The organism is Paraburkholderia caffeinitolerans, from assembly GCF_902859945.1.
Classification (GTDB): domain Bacteria; phylum Pseudomonadota; class Gammaproteobacteria; order Burkholderiales; family Burkholderiaceae; genus Paraburkholderia; species Paraburkholderia caffeinitolerans.
Genome location: NZ_CADIKL010000002.1, coordinates 221,423 through 237,761, shown reverse-complemented (window position 1 = coordinate 237,761; position 16,339 = coordinate 221,423). Strand labels below are relative to the sequence as shown.

Annotated in this window: 12 protein-coding genes; 7 read left to right on the top strand and 5 right to left on the bottom strand. The window is 59.8% G+C overall.

Features of this window, described 5'->3' with window-relative positions; genetic code table 11:
* The first annotated feature begins 3 nt into the window (after window positions 1-3).
* Together HV773_RS02710 and HV773_RS02705 are read left to right on the top strand one after the other, a co-directional pair.
* On the top strand, window positions 4-969 hold the full coding sequence (locus HV773_RS02710; protein ID WP_129563478.1) for a choline ABC transporter substrate-binding protein: 966 nt from the start codon (window positions 4-6) through the stop codon (window positions 967-969).
* A 223-nt stretch (window positions 970-1,192) separates the two neighbouring features.
* Window positions 1,193-2,335 (top strand): porin, encoded by a 1,143-nt coding sequence (locus HV773_RS02705; RefSeq protein WP_129563477.1) that lies wholly within the window; start codon window positions 1,193-1,195, stop codon window positions 2,333-2,335.
* A 480-nt stretch (window positions 2,336-2,815) separates the two neighbouring features.
* Here the strand turns inward: HV773_RS02705 and HV773_RS02700 are convergent, their stop codons facing one another.
* The 4 genes from HV773_RS02700 to HV773_RS02680 all read right to left on the bottom strand — a co-directional run bounded on the left by HV773_RS02700 (window position 2,816) and on the right by HV773_RS02680 (window position 8,019).
* Window positions 2,816-3,172: a hypothetical protein gene (locus HV773_RS02700; RefSeq protein WP_227875484.1), complete on the bottom strand. Its 357-nt coding sequence runs from the start codon at window positions 3,170-3,172 to the stop codon at window positions 2,816-2,818.
* A 781-nt stretch (window positions 3,173-3,953) separates the two neighbouring features.
* Entirely contained in the window at window positions 3,954-4,637 is a 684-nt protein-coding gene (locus HV773_RS02690; RefSeq protein WP_129563475.1) for a Fe2+-dependent dioxygenase, read from the bottom strand.
* Between the two features lie 23 nt (window positions 4,638-4,660).
* Window positions 4,661-6,856 carry a TonB-dependent receptor gene (locus tag HV773_RS02685; RefSeq protein ID WP_129563474.1) on the bottom strand — a complete coding sequence of 732 codons (2,196 nt, stop codon included), beginning with the start codon at window positions 6,854-6,856 and terminating at the stop codon, window positions 4,661-4,663.
* A 260-nt stretch (window positions 6,857-7,116) separates the two neighbouring features.
* Entirely contained in the window at window positions 7,117-8,019 is a 903-nt protein-coding gene (locus tag HV773_RS02680) for a LysR family transcriptional regulator (RefSeq protein ID WP_129563473.1), read from the bottom strand.
* A gap of 151 nt (window positions 8,020-8,170) precedes the next feature.
* Here HV773_RS02680 and HV773_RS02675 point away from each other — a divergent pair, with 151 nt between their 5' ends.
* The 5 genes from HV773_RS02675 to HV773_RS02655 all read left to right on the top strand — a co-directional run bounded on the left by HV773_RS02675 (window position 8,171) and on the right by HV773_RS02655 (window position 15,237).
* The gene (locus HV773_RS02675; RefSeq protein WP_129563472.1) at window positions 8,171-9,958 is read left to right on the top strand and encodes an amidohydrolase family protein; all 1,788 of its coding nucleotides are present in this window, start codon (window positions 8,171-8,173) and stop codon (window positions 9,956-9,958) included.
* A 95-nt stretch (window positions 9,959-10,053) separates the two neighbouring features.
* The gene (locus HV773_RS02670; RefSeq protein WP_129563471.1) at window positions 10,054-10,764 is read left to right on the top strand and encodes a YczE/YyaS/YitT family protein; all 711 of its coding nucleotides are present in this window, start codon (window positions 10,054-10,056) and stop codon (window positions 10,762-10,764) included.
* 156 nt (window positions 10,765-10,920) lie between these two features.
* Window positions 10,921-12,003 carry a porin gene (locus HV773_RS02665; protein WP_129563470.1) on the top strand — a complete coding sequence of 361 codons (1,083 nt, stop codon included), beginning with the start codon at window positions 10,921-10,923 and terminating at the stop codon, window positions 12,001-12,003.
* Window positions 12,004-12,316: 313 nt separating this feature from the next.
* Entirely contained in the window at window positions 12,317-13,897 is a 1,581-nt protein-coding gene (locus HV773_RS02660; RefSeq protein WP_129563469.1) for an amino acid permease, read from the top strand.
* 71 nt (window positions 13,898-13,968) lie between these two features.
* On the top strand, window positions 13,969-15,237 hold the full coding sequence (locus tag HV773_RS02655) for an NAD(P)/FAD-dependent oxidoreductase (protein WP_129563468.1): 1,269 nt from the start codon (window positions 13,969-13,971) through the stop codon (window positions 15,235-15,237).
* Between the two features lie 66 nt (window positions 15,238-15,303).
* On the opposite strand, the gene HV773_RS02650 is transcribed toward HV773_RS02655, so the two are convergent.
* Window positions 15,304-16,218 carry a LysR family transcriptional regulator gene (locus HV773_RS02650; protein WP_129563467.1) on the bottom strand — a complete coding sequence of 305 codons (915 nt, stop codon included), beginning with the start codon at window positions 16,216-16,218 and terminating at the stop codon, window positions 15,304-15,306.
* Window positions 16,219-16,339: the final 121 nt, after the last annotated feature.

The following is a 16,339-nucleotide window of genomic DNA, read 5'->3' as shown; positions in this document are numbered from 1 at the left end:
ACGATGAACAGACGCTGGAGAAGTTTGCTTGCGAAGACGGTACCGATAGTCACCCTGCTTGGCGCGACCTTGACGGGGACCTTGCATGCTGCAGAACCGCAAAGCTGCACGCAGGTCCGCATGGCCGATCCTGGGTGGTCGGATATCGACGCGACCAATGCGGTGGCGGGCGTGTTGCTGAAGGCGCTGGGCTATCAGCAGAACGTATCGAATCTGTCGGTGACGATCACGTATCAGGGTATGAAAAAAGGGCAGATCGACGTGTTTCTTGGCAACTGGATGCCCGCGCAAGGTCCGCTCGTGAAACCGTTCGTGGACGAGCGTTCGATCGACGTGCTGCACGCGAATCTGACCCATGCGAAATTCACGCTGGCCGTGCCTGACTATGTGGCGGCGGCAGGCGTGCACTCGTTTGCGGATCTGGTCAAGCATGCGGACCAGTTCAACGGGAAGATCTACGGCATCGAACCGGGCGCACCCGCCAATCAGAACATCAAGAAGATGATTGCGGAAAAGGCATACGGACTTGGCGATTGGAAGATCGTTGAATCGAGTGAAACGGGCATGCTCACGCAAGTGGAGCGCGCCGTGCGCGACAAGCAGTGGATCGTATTCCTCGCGTGGGAACCGCATTTGATGAACACAAAATTCCACTTGAGCTATTTGTCGGGCGGCGATGCCTATTTCGGCCCGAACTATGGCGGCGCGACAGTGAATACGGTGACACGGGCAGGTTTTGCAGGCCAGTGCGGGAATCTTGCGCGACTGTTCCAGCAAATGACATTCAATGTCGACATGGAAAACCAGATCATTGCGAATGTGCTGCTGAACAAGGTGGATGTGAATACGGCTGCGCTCAGAGCGCTGAAGGGTAATCCAGGATTGCTAAATGCATGGCTCAAGGGTGTGACGACCGCGAGCGGCGCGGACGGATTGCAGGCAGTGCAGGCGCAACTCGGTATTCACTAAAGCGCAAGCGACGTCATCGGTATTGAAATGAAGGGCGCGCAGTTCTGCAATGAATTGCGCGTTTTTTTTATTGTTTGTGTCGCTGCGAGACCAAAGCATGTCGTATCTGATCGAGTTGCCTGAAATATGGACTTGTACTGTGCGTTGATCGTGATGCAGGGTGCACACGCAGGGAAGTCATCTTCGCGCTTCCATCCCATATAGCCAGGCAAGAGAGAACTAAATGAAAAAACTGAATGCCGCAGCATTGACGGGTGTCGCACTGGCGCTCGCAGGGGTTTCCAACGCAAGTCACGCACAAAGCAGCGTAACGTTATATGGGATTCTTGACGCAGGCATTACCTACGTGAGCAACACGGGTGGCTCGCATGTCGTGAAGTTCGACGATGGCATTTCATACGGTAACCGTTGGGGCATCAAGGGTGTCGAAGATCTGGGCGGCGGTCTGCAAACGGTTTTTGTGCTGGAGAGCGGCTTTCATCTGGGCAATGGGCAGTTGGGCTTTGGCGGCTCGATGTTCGGACGCCAGGCTTATGTGGGGCTGCAGAACCAGTGGGGCACGCTGTCGTTCGGCAATCAGCTCGATATGACCGAAGAGATGGTGTACCTCTACAACGTCTCGGCGTGGGCGAGCGGTTATGCGATTCACCAGGGCGACTTCGACCGGTTCAACGGCGACCGCCTGCCCAATGCGGTGAAGTTCCTGTCGAAAGAATTCGCGGGCTTCATGTTCGGCGGCATGTATTCGTTCGGCAACGTTGCGGGTGACTTCCATCAGGACAGCGCGTGGAGCGTCGGCGGGCACTATGCGAATGGATCGTTTACAGCGGGCGCGGCGTATACCCAGTTGAACAATCCGCATGGTATCTACGCGTTCGATCCGTACGCGATGCTCGGCGTGCACACGTTTCTCGGCCAGCAGGTCGTGACGGTCGATCCCGCCACGGGAGCGCGAACCGATCTCTTCTCGGCCAACCCGTTCCCGGTGGATAAGCAGGGCACATTTGGCATTGGATCGAGCTATGCGATCGGCAACGTGACGCTGATGGGCAACTTCACTTATACGACGATCAAGGGTCTTGGCGAGACGTCGCATATGAAGGTGGGCGAGGGCGGCGCCAGCTGGCAGGTGACCCCTGCGTTCAGTGTGATCGGCGGCTACCAGTACACGAACTTCGAAGGACATCACTGGAATCAGGGTTCGCTCGGCGCGCATTACCTCTTGTCCAAGCGCACGGATGTGTATATCTCCGGTGATTATCTGAAGGCGTCGAGTGGCGTGGATGCGGTGATTGGATATAGCTTCACGCCGTCCACTTCGACCACTCAGGCCGATGTGCGGATCGGGATGCGGCATTCGTTCTGAGTGCGCCGGCCCGCCGCTCAATTCTCGCGTCCGTTGACAAGTCCCCGCTCCCGCTCCAATGACGGCGGCGGGGGCGCTTCTCTAGCCATTAGCGGCGCAGATCATTGGCATCTGTGCCTCCGGTGCGAATGAAGATTGCAGAGATCAGAGCAACGGCTGTCGCTCCACACATCCAGCCACGAATCATCGGAAAAGATTAGACGGTTAATCACTCCGGACTCGACAACTTCGCGCACGGCTTTACGGTTGACAAACGCACCTGGACGCTCGTCCGCGAAAACGACCTGCATCAAGGGACCGTAACGTTGAGTAACTTCAACGAAGCTCGCATCCTGTGTCGGCTCCTGTAATCCCAGCCAATACAAGAGCGCCGCCGTCGAGTTGGCCGGATTTCGAATCACGAACCGTAGTGTCTTGCCATCCCGGAATCTAGATGTCATATGCATACCTAAACATAAATTCCTGTTGTCGAGCACAACGTCAAGACTGTCGCCCAGGGCAGTCAAACCGATTTTCCTGGCCAGCAATCTTCTTCAATTGATGGTCAACCCAGATTCGTCCCCATCTTGTTGCGTAACGTAGAGCTTGTCCTGCGTCGTAGAAATGATCGAGGGCGTGAAAGTGACGTGATGGATATCCGGGCCGCTCAATGACCAGATCGGCCGCGTACATGTCGCGATTCGTCAGGTTGGCACGGGCCTTCAGAAAATAGCCGTTGTGCTCGGTACACTGACTCGGGGTATCAACGCGAGCTTCCCGCGCCATGCAGGTCGTCATCGCATCAAGCTGACCCGTTTCAGGAACGTCCGATCTCCCGGTAATATTCGGCGCGGCCAATAGATGCTTCCTTTGAGTTCTCATGGTTGCCCCGCTTGCTCGCACGGAATCCGTCCGCTGCTGATTAAACATAAGGCGGGTCGCCGTACATTTGCATGCAGCGCAACGGGGATTCAGTGGAAAGTGACACACCACCACGCATGCGTATATCGCGTGTCTCGTCAAGACACGCGCGAGAGCGCACGGCAGTGGGGAATGTAAGGCTGCGGTAGGAGCCCGGTCTTCGCGTTGCTGTTTTGTGTTATGCGAAGCGCCGGGCGAAAGGGAGTGCTGACTTGTCCGCGGGGCCGCCGCGGCTCCGGGTGCCTTTCCCAAGCCCCATCGTCGTATCCCGACGGACATGCTTTCCCGCCGCGCACGAAAAGCAGCGGGAAGTGCGGATCGGATCGAGGATGGGATACATGGCTATGGATCCAATGGAGAGAAAGTGTTTGAAAGCAGATCAAACTCCATGCGTGACATTAAAGCCTGGTTGTTAGCATTTTGCAAGGTTTGTGCGCCTGGGGTAATTCATGCCTTGCAGCCTGCAACTGGGCATTTCTGAGCAGACGTATTACCACTGGAAGAAGCAGTACGCGGGCCGGGAGTCGATTCAGGTCCGCCGAAATCTCGCTTACATCATGGCACCGTTTACCGGGGGCCGCTCACGACCACCACCGCCGAGTCGCTGCCGCCGTTTCAGGAACGCGCGAGCGATGCCGACCGGATCGTCACAGAGCACGGCATCATGAGGATTCCTTTCTGAGCGTGCTCTAACCGGTGGATTACGTCGCCGGCCGCGCTATGTCTCGCTCCAGAGCCGCAAAAGATTGTGATAGCAGCCCACGAGACTACGGCGCGCGCCGGCGTTCGCGTCGCTCGCGTTCAACCGCTGGATGGCGGTGTCCATGTCGAACAGCAGCGCGCGTTTCGTGTCGTCGCGCACGAGACTTTGCACCCAGAAGAAGCTCGCGACCCGAGCGCCGCGCGTAACCGGCCTGACCTGATGCAGGCTGGTGGCCGGATAAACAATCATGTCGCCGGCCGGCAGCTTGACCTCCTGCACGCCATAAGTGTCTTCGACCACGAGTTCGCCGCCCTCGTACTCATCGGGCGACGAGAGAAACAGCGTGACCGAAACGTCGGTGCGCAGCTTCATGCCATTGGGCAGCACGCGCACCGCGCCGTCGACATGGCTGCCGAACGTCATGCCGCCTTCGTAGCGGTTGAAGAGCGGCGGATACACCTGGTTGGGCAGCGCCGCGCTGATAAAGAGCGGATTGCGCTCGATGGCCGCGAGCACCACGTCGCCCAGCTCGCGCGCAAGCGGCGTGTGCTCGGCAATCTGCCGGTTGTGCTTGACGGGCGCGCCCGACCATCCGGCCGTGGCGCGGCCGTCGACCCATGCGTCGCCGGCGTGGTCGAGCCGCTCGCGCAGCGCGCGCACCTGCTCGGGCGTCAATACGTTGGGGACGTGGATCAGCATCTCTTGTTCCCTTCCTTTCTGGGTTAGAAACGATAGTTCGCCGTAGCGAGGAACGTGCGGCCGACGCCCGGCACCGAACGCCCGCCATCGGACGGAACGAGTGCGTCGTAGTAGAACTTGTTGGTGATGTTCAGCAGATTGAACTGCAGGTCCCACTTCTTCGCGTGATACGCGGCCATCGCATCCCAGCGCGTATAGCCGCCGGTTTCCACATAGTTCGTGTTCGACGCGTAGCGCGACGACATATAGGTCGGTCCGCCGCCGATCTCCCAATGCGGTGTGAGCGCGTAAGTGGTCCAGAACGTGAAGGTGTTGCGCGGTGTGTTGGCCGGCGTATGGCCCTGGGTGCCGTCGAGCGCCTTGAGGATCACGCCGTCCATATACGTGTAGCCCGCAAACACTTGCCATTTGTTCGTGATGTGGCCCGTTGCGCCTGCCTGGAAGCCGCGCACGCGAATGTCGCCTTCGAGCAAGTATTCGCCGGAAGATGTCTGCGTGCGCGCGTTGTCCTTTTCCTGCTGGAAGAACGCCGACGTTACCGAGAGATTGCCGCCCAGCAAGTCCCACTTGCCGCCCACTTCATACGACTTCGTGCTCTCTGGCGCGAGGTTCTGCGTGTTGTTCGTGACCGTGAGCGCTTCGAGCGATGGATTGAACGAGGTGCCATACGAGAAGTAATACGACTGCCAATCCGTGGGCTGGTAGATCGCGCCGGCGCGCACGCTCGTGAAGGTGTTGGTCTGGTCCGCGTAGGCGGGCGCGCTCACGCTGTTCGCAATGTGCGCCTGAAAGCGATCCCAGCGCAAACCACCGATGAGTTTCCAGTGCTCGCCAATCGACATCGTTTCATTGAAGTACGCGGCCAGCGAGGTCGCGCCCGATTCCGCGTGATTGCCCACGCTCTGCGTGACGTTCGATGGCGTCGGAATATAGACGGGGTCGAGCAGCGAGACGATCGGCAGGTTGTTGCGTGTATAGGCCTGATTGGTATAGCTGTCGTGGCCGATTTCAACGCCCGCAATCATCTCGTGCTTCACGGCGCCCGTGGAGAACTTGTATTGCGCCATCGTATCGTTATAGATCGAGTGGTTCTCGATTACGCGGTCGTGGCTCGCGAGCTTCACGTAAAGCGATGAAAGCGGCAGCGTCGTGTAGTTGCCGTTCTTGAGCGCGGTGCTCGACGCGAGCGGGCCGGTCAGCACCGCGCCCGGCGCGGTCTCGCGTGCGTCGGTGAGCGAGTGCGAGAACTGCGTCTGGTTGCTGATCTTGAACTGATCGTTGAAGGTGTGATCGATGCGGGCTTGCACCGTTTGAATGTCCTGGATCGTGCGGTCGTCGGTGAGGCCGTAATAGGTGCTCTTCGAAGGCGCGAACGGATGCCCGTTGATCGATTGCACGCCGTAATCGGGCATGTCGTAGTTGTGCTGGATGAGCGCCGAGAGCGTGATCTCGGTGGGCGTGCCAATGCCAAAACGCAACTCGGGAGCGAAGCCGTAATCCTTGTTTTTCATCTCGTCGCGCGTCGAACCCATCGACTGGCCGAACGCGTTCAGGCGGAACGCGGCATGGTCGCCGAGCGGGCGGTCTACGTCGAGCGTCGTGCGATAGCGGTCGTCGGTGCCGAGCGTGGCCGAGACTTCGGTGAGCGGCTTGAGCGTCGCGTGCTTGGTCACCTGATTGATCACGCCGCCCGTCGAGCCGCGCCCGAACAGCATCGACGAGGGGCCGTAAAGCACTTCGATCGAATCGAGGTCGAAGGTGTCGCGGTAGTACTGGTTGCGGTCGCGAAAGCCGTCGAGATAGATGTCGTTTTGCGCCGTGAAGCCGCGCAGGTTGATGTTGTTGCCGATCTGCCCGCCCTCCGCGCCGCCGATCGTGATGCCCGGCGCATTGCGCAATGCGTCCTGGAACGAGGTGGCGCCCTGCGACTGCATCACGGCCTTGTTGATGACCGTGACGCTTTGCGGGATGTCGCGCAGCGCCGTGGGCGTTTTCGCGCCGACGGTCGAAGTTTCTGCCTGGAAGTCCTGATTATTCTGGCCGGGGGCTTGGGCCGAGACGGAGATGGCGGGCAGCGTGGCGTTGTCCGTTGCCGGCGTTGGCGGGGCGGTCTCGCTGTGCTGCGGGACAACCGGCGCGCTCTGGGCGAGCGCGGACGAAGCAAAAGGTACGGCAAAGACCAGCGCGAGCGCACTCGCGAGCGGCGTCCTGTTCAACATGGGGGCCCTGTGCAAGGAAAAATCCGCGCGATCGGATTGCGATCGGCTGCGCACGCATGGCGCAACAGCGCGGTGGGGTGGCTGGCTGAGCCGCCCCAGATGCACGGGGAAACGACGCTAGGCTGGCTGGTCCTGGTTTAAAAGTCCCGAATGCTGCTTGGGAATGAGAATCGATATCATTCCATATATTTCAGACTGTTTCAATGTGTTCACGCGGCCGGCGGCATTTCCGCAACACTTTGCGCCGGGCTCGGCCGCCTTCAGCCGCTCATCCCACCCAGCACGTTCATGATTTCCTCGGCCAGCAACAGGCTCGCAAGGCCACGCCCGTGCTTTTCGCGGCGCACGAGCGAAAGCACGTTCCTGCTGAACGCGCGGTCGCGAATCTGGCGGTAAGTGAGCACGTCCTGGCGGTATTCGTCGGCGATGTCGAATTTGCTGAGAAAGGCAATGCCTTCGCTCGCGGCGGCCAGCCGTTTCATGGTCTCGATCGAATTGGTGCGGAAGGCCGGTTCGACGCTGAGCCCCGCTTCCTCGAACGTATCGGCCACGATGCCGTGCATCAGCATCGCGCGGTCGGCGAATATCAGCGGGTACGAAGTGCAGTAGGCCAGCGGGATGGATTCCATGCGCGCGAGCGCGTGGTTCGGCGAAATCACCGCGCCGAGGCTCGTGTCCATTTCCCAGAGGCTTTCGAGTTGCGGTGACGGTGGCAGGTTGAAGCCGAGCCCGAGATCGGCCTCGCCGCTCACGAGCGCATCGAAGATTTCGCGCACCGACATCACCCGGATCGAGATTTTGATGTGCGGGTGATGCACGCTGAAATTCGCGGCGGCGGTGGAAGCGATGCCGCTCGCGAGGCCTGTCACGGTGGCGATGATCACTTCGCCTTTTTGCAGCGTTTTCAGGTTGCGTATTTCGGCTTCGACCTGGCGGTATTCCGACATGGTCTTGCGCACGTGGGCCAGCAGGATTTCCCCGGCCGGCGTGAGCCGCAGCCCGCGCGGCAGCCGCTCGAACAGGGGCTCGCCGATTTCCTCTTCCAGAAGCAACACATGCTTGTTCACCGCCGAAGCGGCGACATGGAGTTTTTCTCCGGCGCCGCGAATGGATCCGCAACGCGCCACCTCGTCGATATAGCGCAGCAATCGTGAATGCAGCATGTTCGCCTGTCTCCCTGGTCGAGGCATCGTACTCGAAAAGCGTACGGTCCGTGCAAAAAACGCTTCTTTTTAGTTACGGTGATTTCGGTTTTCATTACATCAGTCGCGATCGTTAGCGATTTGGGGGCCGAAGGCGGCCTCGAACCCATCGATGAAAGTGAGACTAGCCATGTACCAGGAAGTCAGCGAGAGAAACGCCAATGCATCGGGCCAACGCGACCAGGTCGCCGCCCATTACGATCAGGTGAAGGCGATTTTCGACGTGCTCAACGGCAAGCAGGAAGCCGACCTGTTGTTGAAGAACCTGAATATCCTCGACGTTCACAGCGAGTCGGTCTATCAAGGCTCGATTCTCGTGTACAACAAGCGCATCGTCGCGTTGAATCCCGACGAGACCGCGATCAAGGTGCGCGAGGTATTCGACGGCGAAGGCCTTTACGCCATTCCGGGCCTGATCGACGCGCATATTCACTTCGACGCGCAATTGGCGCATCCGGCCGCGTTTGCCGAAGCCATCGTGCCGTGCGGTACGACCACGATCTTTTCCGAATGCCTCGATTTCGTGAGCGCGGCCGGTGCGGAGGCGATTCCCGCCACCGAGCAGCTGTTCCAGAACCACGAACGCCTGCCGTACCGCGTATTCGCGTTTGCGCCGGGCAAGAAAACCTCGGTAGCCGTGACCGATGCGCTGTTGAAGATGGACCCGGTCATCGGTCTGGGCGAGCTTGCGCACCTCACCTACAGCAAGGGCAACGACGACGATTTCCGCAAATCGGCGCTGGGCCGCGCGAAGGGCGGCTTCATGAACACGCACTGGGGCGTGACCGCGCTCTCGGACATGATGCTCAATTACATGCCCGCAATTGGCGCGTTCGCGAATCACGATGTCTGGCAGGAAGACGACATCGAGAAAAGCGTGCGCTACGGTCTGCAAACGCAAATCAAGTTTGGCGTGGGCAGCGCCGAGGTCATCAAGATCATGCTGCGCGCGATCGTCAAGCGTAAATGGCCCGCCGAGAATTTCCAGCTGTGCGCCGACAACATTTCAGTCGACCGCCTGCTGACCAAGGGCCACATGGACTGGATCGTTTCGCTGTGCGCCGAAATGGGCATCGAGCCGATCAAGGCGATCAAGATGGCGACGCTATACACGGCGCGCGCCTTCCGCATGGACAACAAGTTCGGTTCGCTCACGCCGGGCCGTTTCGCCGATATCGTGCTGACCGACAGCCTTTCGAAAATCAATCCGCGCTTTGTTTTCAAGGATGGCGAATTGGTTGCCAAGGATCGCAAGCTGCTGAAGCAAGCCGATATCGACTATTCGGGCATGGCGAAAAAGCCGGTTCCCGGCCTCGGCAACCTGACGCCGGAACAACTGGATCTCGTGCCGCTGGAAGTCTCCGCGGACGGCAAGCAAGCGAAGGTGTACCTGTTCGACGTTTATGGCCGCGGCCACGAAAAGTTCTACCAGGAAGTGTGGGTGCCGCTGGAAGACGGCAAGATCGTGCCGGAAGTTGCGGGCATCAAGCTCAATCGCATTTCGGTGGTGCAGCGCTATGCCGACGGCAAGCGCCATGTGGTCAACGGCCTGTTCAAGGGCGTGAGCATCGATCGCGGCGCGGTGTCGACGTTCTGGCCGGCACCCAAGGCCTACTTCGTCGCGGTGGGGGACGACAGCGCGGAAATGTGTCATTGCCTCCAGCAGGTCGACAGCTATGTGGGCGGCTGCATCGTCACCGAGAACAAGGAGGTCAAGGCGGTGCTGCCGCTCGACATTTACGGCGTGATGGCCAACATGAATCTTTCCGATCTGCTGACGGCCACGCGCGCCATCGATGCGGAACTGGAAGCGCTGGGCAACCGCAATGAGGGTGAACCCGTGGTCAACAAGCTGCTGACCCTGTTCATCTCGCTGGACCGCTTCGGCTTCATGGTCTGACGTCGACCCCGAAGGAGGAGACACCTGGTGGGCGCCCCAGTGTGAATGCGGCGTCCAATACGGCATAAAAGAAGGACGACAACGAAGGGATCGTCATGGCGCATCATGAAAGGGACGCTGAAGTCATCGATACCGGCAGCCTGAAACGGCGCTGGGCCACTTACATCATCGGCATTTACATATTGACCATGGGGATCAGTCTGGCCATTCGAGCGGGCATAGGCATTTCCCCGCAAAGCAGCCTCACCCGCACCATGACGCTCGTGTACAAGCCGCTAAGCCAGGGCACGTACAACTTCATGCTCGAGCTGTTGATGTTGTTCCTGACTTTCCTGGTGATGCGCAAGGACTTCAGGCTGAAGAACTTTGCTTCGCTGATCCCGGCGTTCGTGCTGGCCACGTGCCTGGATTTCAACCTGATGCTGACTCGCTCGATCGGCGTTCAGGAGTATTTTCTGAAGTTTGGCTTGCTGGCTTTCGCGGATGCCTTGCTCGCCTTCGGCCTGTTCCTGATGATTCGCGCGAATCTCGTGCTCATGCCGATCGACATGTTCGTCAATGCGGTTTTCGAACGCACGAAATGGCGGTGGGGCGATATCAAGACCGCTTTCGACTGCACGCTGCTTGTGATTAGCGCAACGATAGGCCTCATATTCCTCGGCAAGCCTGAGTTCATCCGGGAAGGCACCTTCATGAACGCCATTCTGGTGGGCCAATACATCAAGCTCTACTTCTTTGTGTTCAAGAAAATGAAGGGCGTGATGATTTCGTATCAGCAACGCTCGCTTGAACATCGGACCAACTAACGTCCGTTCCTGAATGCCGGTGATGCGCGCTCGCGGGGTTCCCCGCGAGCCGTTTCCGCCGCTGCACCGAAGCTTCTGAAACGCATGCCTGATTTGAGGCGTCATTCATGACGCCGGTATGCGCTCGCCAAAACAAATAGCGAAGGAGACAAAGTCATGCTCGCAATCAATGCCCGCATTCCCACGCTTAAAAGCATTTGCAGTGTGGCCGTAACCGTTGCGCTCACGGTAATGAGCGCTCAGGCACGCGCGCAATCGAGCGTGCAGTTATACGGGATCGTGGACGCATGGGCCGGTTATCTGCGCATTCCCGGCCAGTCGGCCGCCGCTCAGGTGGGCGGCGGCGGGTTGTCGACTTCGTTCTGGGGCTTTCGCGGCCAGGAGGAGCTGGGTGGCGGCTACAAGGCCATGTTCGTGATCGAAGGCTTCTTCCGTCCGCAAACGGGGCAGTCGGGTTCGTTCAATGGCGACCCCATGTTCTCCCGCAATGCGTACGTGGGTATTGGATCGCCCTACGGTGCGTTGACGCTCGGTCGGCAGAGCAGCTTGCTCTATTTGCAGTCCGCGCAATTCAATCCGTTCTATGCCTCGTTTACGTTTTCGCCCACCATCAATCAGCTCTATTCCGCTTTGGGTACCTACCCTGGTTATCGCATCAATCAGGGCATTCCTGGCGGAACGTCGTGGAGCAATGCGATTCAGTATGCGACGCCGGACTTCAGCGGCTTGAACGCACATGTGATGTACGCGTTCGGCAATCAGGCCGGAGACGATGCAGCGAAAAAAGTTTCGGCGCAGGCCACGTGGACGCACGGCTATTTCGCGATGGGCGCGACCTGGCAGTACCTGAATTTCGGCACCACGCCGGGAGACCTCAATAATCTCGTGCGCGGCTTCCAGAGCCAGACGGCGATGCAATTGGGCATGTCGTACAACTTCAACTTCGTGAAGCTGTACGGCGAATACACCTATGCCGACAACGAGCTGATCACCAGCAGCTTTCACGTGAACATGCTGCAAGGCGGCCTTTCGGTGCCGGTGGGCGTGGGCAGCATACTGGCATCGTATGCGTGGTCGCGCGATAACAGCAATTTGAATCAGGCGCGGCAAACCGCAACGCTGAGTTACGACTACCCCTTCTCCAAGCGCACCGATGTTTACGTCGGCTATATGTACGACCATGTTTCCAGGCTGTCGAGCGGGTATACCGCGGGGGCTGGCATTCGAACGCGTTTCTGACGACGCATTCGACCATGCGAATTGCGGATGAAACGACCTTCGAGTCGGCGCCAGTTGATGATGAAGACGCATTAACTAGTTCCGAAATGTCGTTTGGCGTTTCATCTTGTTAATCAATACACTCTGTCCGGCGCCGAGATAGGTGGAATAAACAGCAGGCGCCTTTCCAGCCGCGCGGCTTTTCGTGTGCGGCCGGCCCCACGATGAAGGCGACACGCACGTCAGCCGGTTCAGTGCGTTCATGCCGCTAGCGTGTGGCAGGAGAACCAGACGTGCATCGTCGTCTTAGACAAACAAGGAGACAGCGCACGTCATGCGTTCACAACCGGACAATCATTCCCCGGGTACATCGGGTTCCAGATCAGGGGAACCCATACTCCATCGCGGACTGCAAGCGCGCCATTTGCGCATGATCGCAATTGGCGGGTCCATCGGCACGGGCCTGTTTGTTGCCACGGGCACATCGATCTCGCAGGCGGGTCCCGGAGGCGCGATGCTCGCGTATATGGTGATCGGCCTGATGGTCTATTTCCTGATGACGAGCCTCGGCGAGATGGCGGCCTTCATGCCCGTGTCGGGGTCATTCGCCGCATACGGTGCGAAATTCGTCGACGAAGGTTTTGGTTTCGCGATCGGCTGGAACTACTGGTATAGCTGGGCGGTGACCATTGCCGTCGAGCTGGTTGCCGCACAACTCGTGATGCACTACTGGTTTCCCAAGGTGCCGGGCGTCTGGTGGAGCGCGCTGTTTCTCACCCTGATTTTCGCGCTTAACGCTTTGTCGGTGCGCGGCTTCGGCGAGGCCGAATACTGGTTCTCGCTGGTCAAGGTATTGACGGTGATTGCGTTCATTGCGGTCGGCGTCCTGATGATTTTTGGCATCATGCAGGGCGGCCCCAGCAACGGGTTCGAAAACTTCACGATCAAGGACGCGCCGTTCGTTGGCGGCTGGGCCTCGATGCTCGGCGTCGCGATGATCGCGGGATTCTCGTTTCAGGGCACCGAAATGATCGGCGTGGCGGCGGGCGAAGCTGAAAACCCGAGCACGACGATTCCGCGCGCGGTGAAGCAGATTTTCTGGCGCATCTTGTTGTTCTATGTGCTGGCAATATTCGTGATCGGCATGATCATTCCTTATACCGATCCGAGCCTGCTGAAAAGCGACGTGACCGATATTGGCGTAAGCCCGTTCACGCTCGTGTTCCGTCACGCGGGCCTTGCGTTTGCGGCCGGCGTCATGAACGCGGTGATCCTGACCGCCGTGCTTTCGGCTGGCAATTCGGGCATGTATGCGTCCACGCGCATGCTCTACAATCTCGCGGTCGAAGGCCGCGCACCCAAGCTGTTTGCAAAAGTCTCGGCGGGAGGCGTGCCGCTCAACGCGCTGTTTGCGACCACCGCCGTGGGCGCGCTGTGCTTTCTCACGTCGCTTTATGGCGACCAGACCATGTACCTGTGGCTGCTGAACCTCTCCGGAATGGCCGGCTTCATTACGTGGCTCGGCATTGCGATCAGCCACTACCGGTTTCGCAAGGGCTTCCTGAAGCAGGGCTATCGCCTCGAGCAACTGCCGTACCGGGCCAAGCTCTTCCCGTTCGGTCCGATCCTGGCTGCCGTGCTGTGCACGCTCGTCACGGTCGGCCAGGACTATCAGGCTTTTCTCGCCAACAAGATAGACTGGGCAGGCGTGAGCGCCACCTATATCGGCTTGCCGCTTTTCCTCGCGGTCTGGTTCGGCTACGCGATCGTGCGCAAAAGCCGCCTCGTGCGCTATGAGGACATGGAATTCGCACCCTGGGTCGAGCGCTATGCGAAAAGCCAGCTCGAGACCGCGTCGAGCGAGAGTCGATCGGGCTACATGAGCGCCCAGGCGAAGGTGGCGCCCGAGGCGTGATCTGTCCCGCTGGAGAGGTGGGCAGTTAAAGCGCCCGCATTCATTTTTCCGTTTTTTAGAAGCCCAATCGCATGCAAAACTTCTACGAATCCACCGTCACCCGTCAGCCTTATCCGCAACTGAGCGGTAAGGTCGACACGCAGGTCTGCATCATCGGCGGCGGCCTCGCGGGCTTGAACACCGCGCTTGGGCTCGTCGAGCGCGGGGTGCGCGACGTGGTCGTGCTCGATGGCGAGCGCGTTGGCTTTGGCGCATCGGGCCGCAACGGCGGCTTCGTGTTTGGTGGCTACAGTCTCGACAATGGCGACCTGCTCGGCACGCTTGGGGCCGCCAAGGCGCGCCACCTGTACGGCCTCACGATCGAAGCCGTGGACCTGATTCGCGCGCGCGTCGCCCGCTATGGCATCGATTGCGACCTCGTCGACCGTGGCGTGATGCTGGCGAACTGGTTCGACGATGCATCGAAGCTGGATGCCGTGCGCTTGCTGATGAAGCGCGATTTCGGCGTCGAATGGGAGCCGGTGGCGAAGGACGCGCTGCGTGCGCGGCTGAAGACCGCGCGCTATCACGGCGGACTCTTCGAACCCAACGCTTTTCATTTCCACCCGCTGAAATACGTGCTGGGCGTGGCGAATGCCGCGGCGCAGGGCGGCGCGCGCATCTACGAGCAATCGCCGGCACGCTCGATCGAGCGCGATGGCGCGGGTTTCGTTGTGCGCACACCGACTGGCACGGTGTCCGCCAAAGATGTGGTATTCGCCTGCGGCGGTTATGCGCGCGGTGTCTCGCAGCGCATCGAGCGCGCGGTCCTGCCGATCGCGACCTATGTGATCGCGACCGAGCCGCTTGGCCCGCGCCTTGCCGAGGCAATCGACGCGCCTTATGCCGTCTACGACACGCGTTTTGCGTTCGACTATTACCGGCCGCTGAAAGACACGCGCATTGTGTGGGGCGGCCGCATCTCAGTGCTCGACCGCGGCCCGGAGGCCATCGCGCGGCTGCTCAGGCGCGACCTCGTGCGCGTGTATCCGCAGTTGGCGGACGTGAAGGTCGAATACGCGTGGGGCGGGCTGATGAGCTACGCACGGCACAAGATGCCGCAAATCGGCCGCGATGGTGACGGCGTCTGGCACGCGATTGCATTCGGCGGGCACGGCATGGCGCCCACCACGGTCGCTGGCGAAACGCTCGCCGACGCGTTGGCGCTGGGTCAGCCGGTGCCGGAAGGCTTTGCGGCATTCGGCCTGACCCGCACGTTCGGCCTCGCCGGCCTTGCTGCCGCACAGCTCACGTACACCGCGTTCCAGGCGCGCGACGCGCTCGCGGCGTACCGGCATTGAGCGTCCCCAGGCGCTCGGTTCGTTCTCGAAGCCGTCACCTCGTGGGGACGCGCTTCGACCCGCCTGTCACTCGATACCGGCGTATGCCCCCGCCTGTTCCAGCAGCCACGCGCGAAACGCTTCGAGCGGTTTGCCGTGGCTGAATTCCGTTGGATAGACGAGATAGTAGGCGGCATCCGAACTTCCGTTCTGCGCCACCGGTGATTCAAAAGGGATCACGAGCCCCAGGTGCTTGAGCTGCCCCTCCACGAGGAATCGGGGCACGAGCGCGATGCCCAGTCCCGCCGCCGCACCCGCGGTGAGCATCGTATGCAGTTCATATCGAACGCCTTGCATCGTGGCGTTGTCTTCCACGCCCAGCGCCGCAAACCATTGCGACCACCCGTGAGGCCGCGTGGTCGAGTGAAGCAGCGGATAGGCGAGCAATTCGTGGGCTTTCTTGATCGGCTTCTTCAACAGGGCCGGCGAGCAGATTGGCACCACCTCTTCGCCAAACAGGTAATCGGAAGTCGTGCCAGGCCAAGTGGGTTTCCCATAGTGAATAGCGGCCTCGAAATGCGATTCGTCGAACGAAAACGTGTCCGTTCGCACGCCCATATTGATCCGCACATCGGCATTGCGGTCGTTGAAGTCTTTCATGCGCGGAATTAACCACTCGGAAGCGAAGGTCGGCAGGACCGCCAGTTCGAGGTAGCCGCCGCCGCTGCCGTGCACGATGATCGAGAGGGTGTCCTTGTCCAGATTTTCCAGCGAGCGGCGTACCTGCATGCCATAGAGCTTGCCCGCGCGCGTCAGGACCACGCGCTGCTTGGCGCGCACGAACAGGCGCACGCCGAGGCCCGATTCGAGGGTGGCGATTTGCCGGGACACGGCGCTTTCCGTGAGAAAAAGCTCCTTGGCTGCCTGAGTGAAACTCTCATGCCGCGCGGCCGCTTCGAATGCGATCAGCGCGCTCATGTTGGGGATCCTGAATTTACGCATGGTAGTTCCAAAAACTCATCGACTGGCAATTTTATGTCACTTTACGGCGGGCGTGGCGTTTTGAATAATTAATTGGTGCGCTGCGTGGGATGGAATCGGTCTCGCGCTCCAATTTGCTGGG

What these genes read in the sequence shown, in the direction of transcription:
- HV773_RS02710 (WP_129563478.1), top strand. Translation starts at nt 4, where the DNA reads ATGAACAGACGCTGGAGAAGTTTGCTTGCGAAGACGGTACCGATAGTC.
- HV773_RS02705 (WP_129563477.1), top strand. Translation starts at nt 1,193, where the DNA reads ATGAAAAAACTGAATGCCGCAGCATTGACGGGTGTCGCACTGGCGCTC.
- HV773_RS02690 (WP_129563475.1), bottom strand. Translation starts at nt 4,637, where the DNA reads ATGCTGATCCACGTCCCCAACGTATTGACGCCCGAGCAGGTGCGCGCG.
- HV773_RS02685 (WP_129563474.1), bottom strand. Translation starts at nt 6,856, where the DNA reads ATGTTGAACAGGACGCCGCTCGCGAGTGCGCTCGCGCTGGTCTTTGCC.
- HV773_RS02680 (WP_129563473.1), bottom strand. Translation starts at nt 8,019, where the DNA reads ATGCTGCATTCACGATTGCTGCGCTATATCGACGAGGTGGCGCGTTGC.
- HV773_RS02675 (WP_129563472.1), top strand. Translation starts at nt 8,171, where the DNA reads ATGAAAGTGAGACTAGCCATGTACCAGGAAGTCAGCGAGAGAAACGCC.
- HV773_RS02670 (WP_129563471.1), top strand. Translation starts at nt 10,054, where the DNA reads ATGGCGCATCATGAAAGGGACGCTGAAGTCATCGATACCGGCAGCCTG.
- HV773_RS02665 (WP_129563470.1), top strand. Translation starts at nt 10,921, where the DNA reads ATGCTCGCAATCAATGCCCGCATTCCCACGCTTAAAAGCATTTGCAGT.
- HV773_RS02660 (WP_129563469.1), top strand. Translation starts at nt 12,317, where the DNA reads ATGCGTTCACAACCGGACAATCATTCCCCGGGTACATCGGGTTCCAGA.
- HV773_RS02655 (WP_129563468.1), top strand. Translation starts at nt 13,969, where the DNA reads ATGCAAAACTTCTACGAATCCACCGTCACCCGTCAGCCTTATCCGCAA.
- HV773_RS02650 (WP_129563467.1), bottom strand. Translation starts at nt 16,218, where the DNA reads ATGCGTAAATTCAGGATCCCCAACATGAGCGCGCTGATCGCATTCGAA.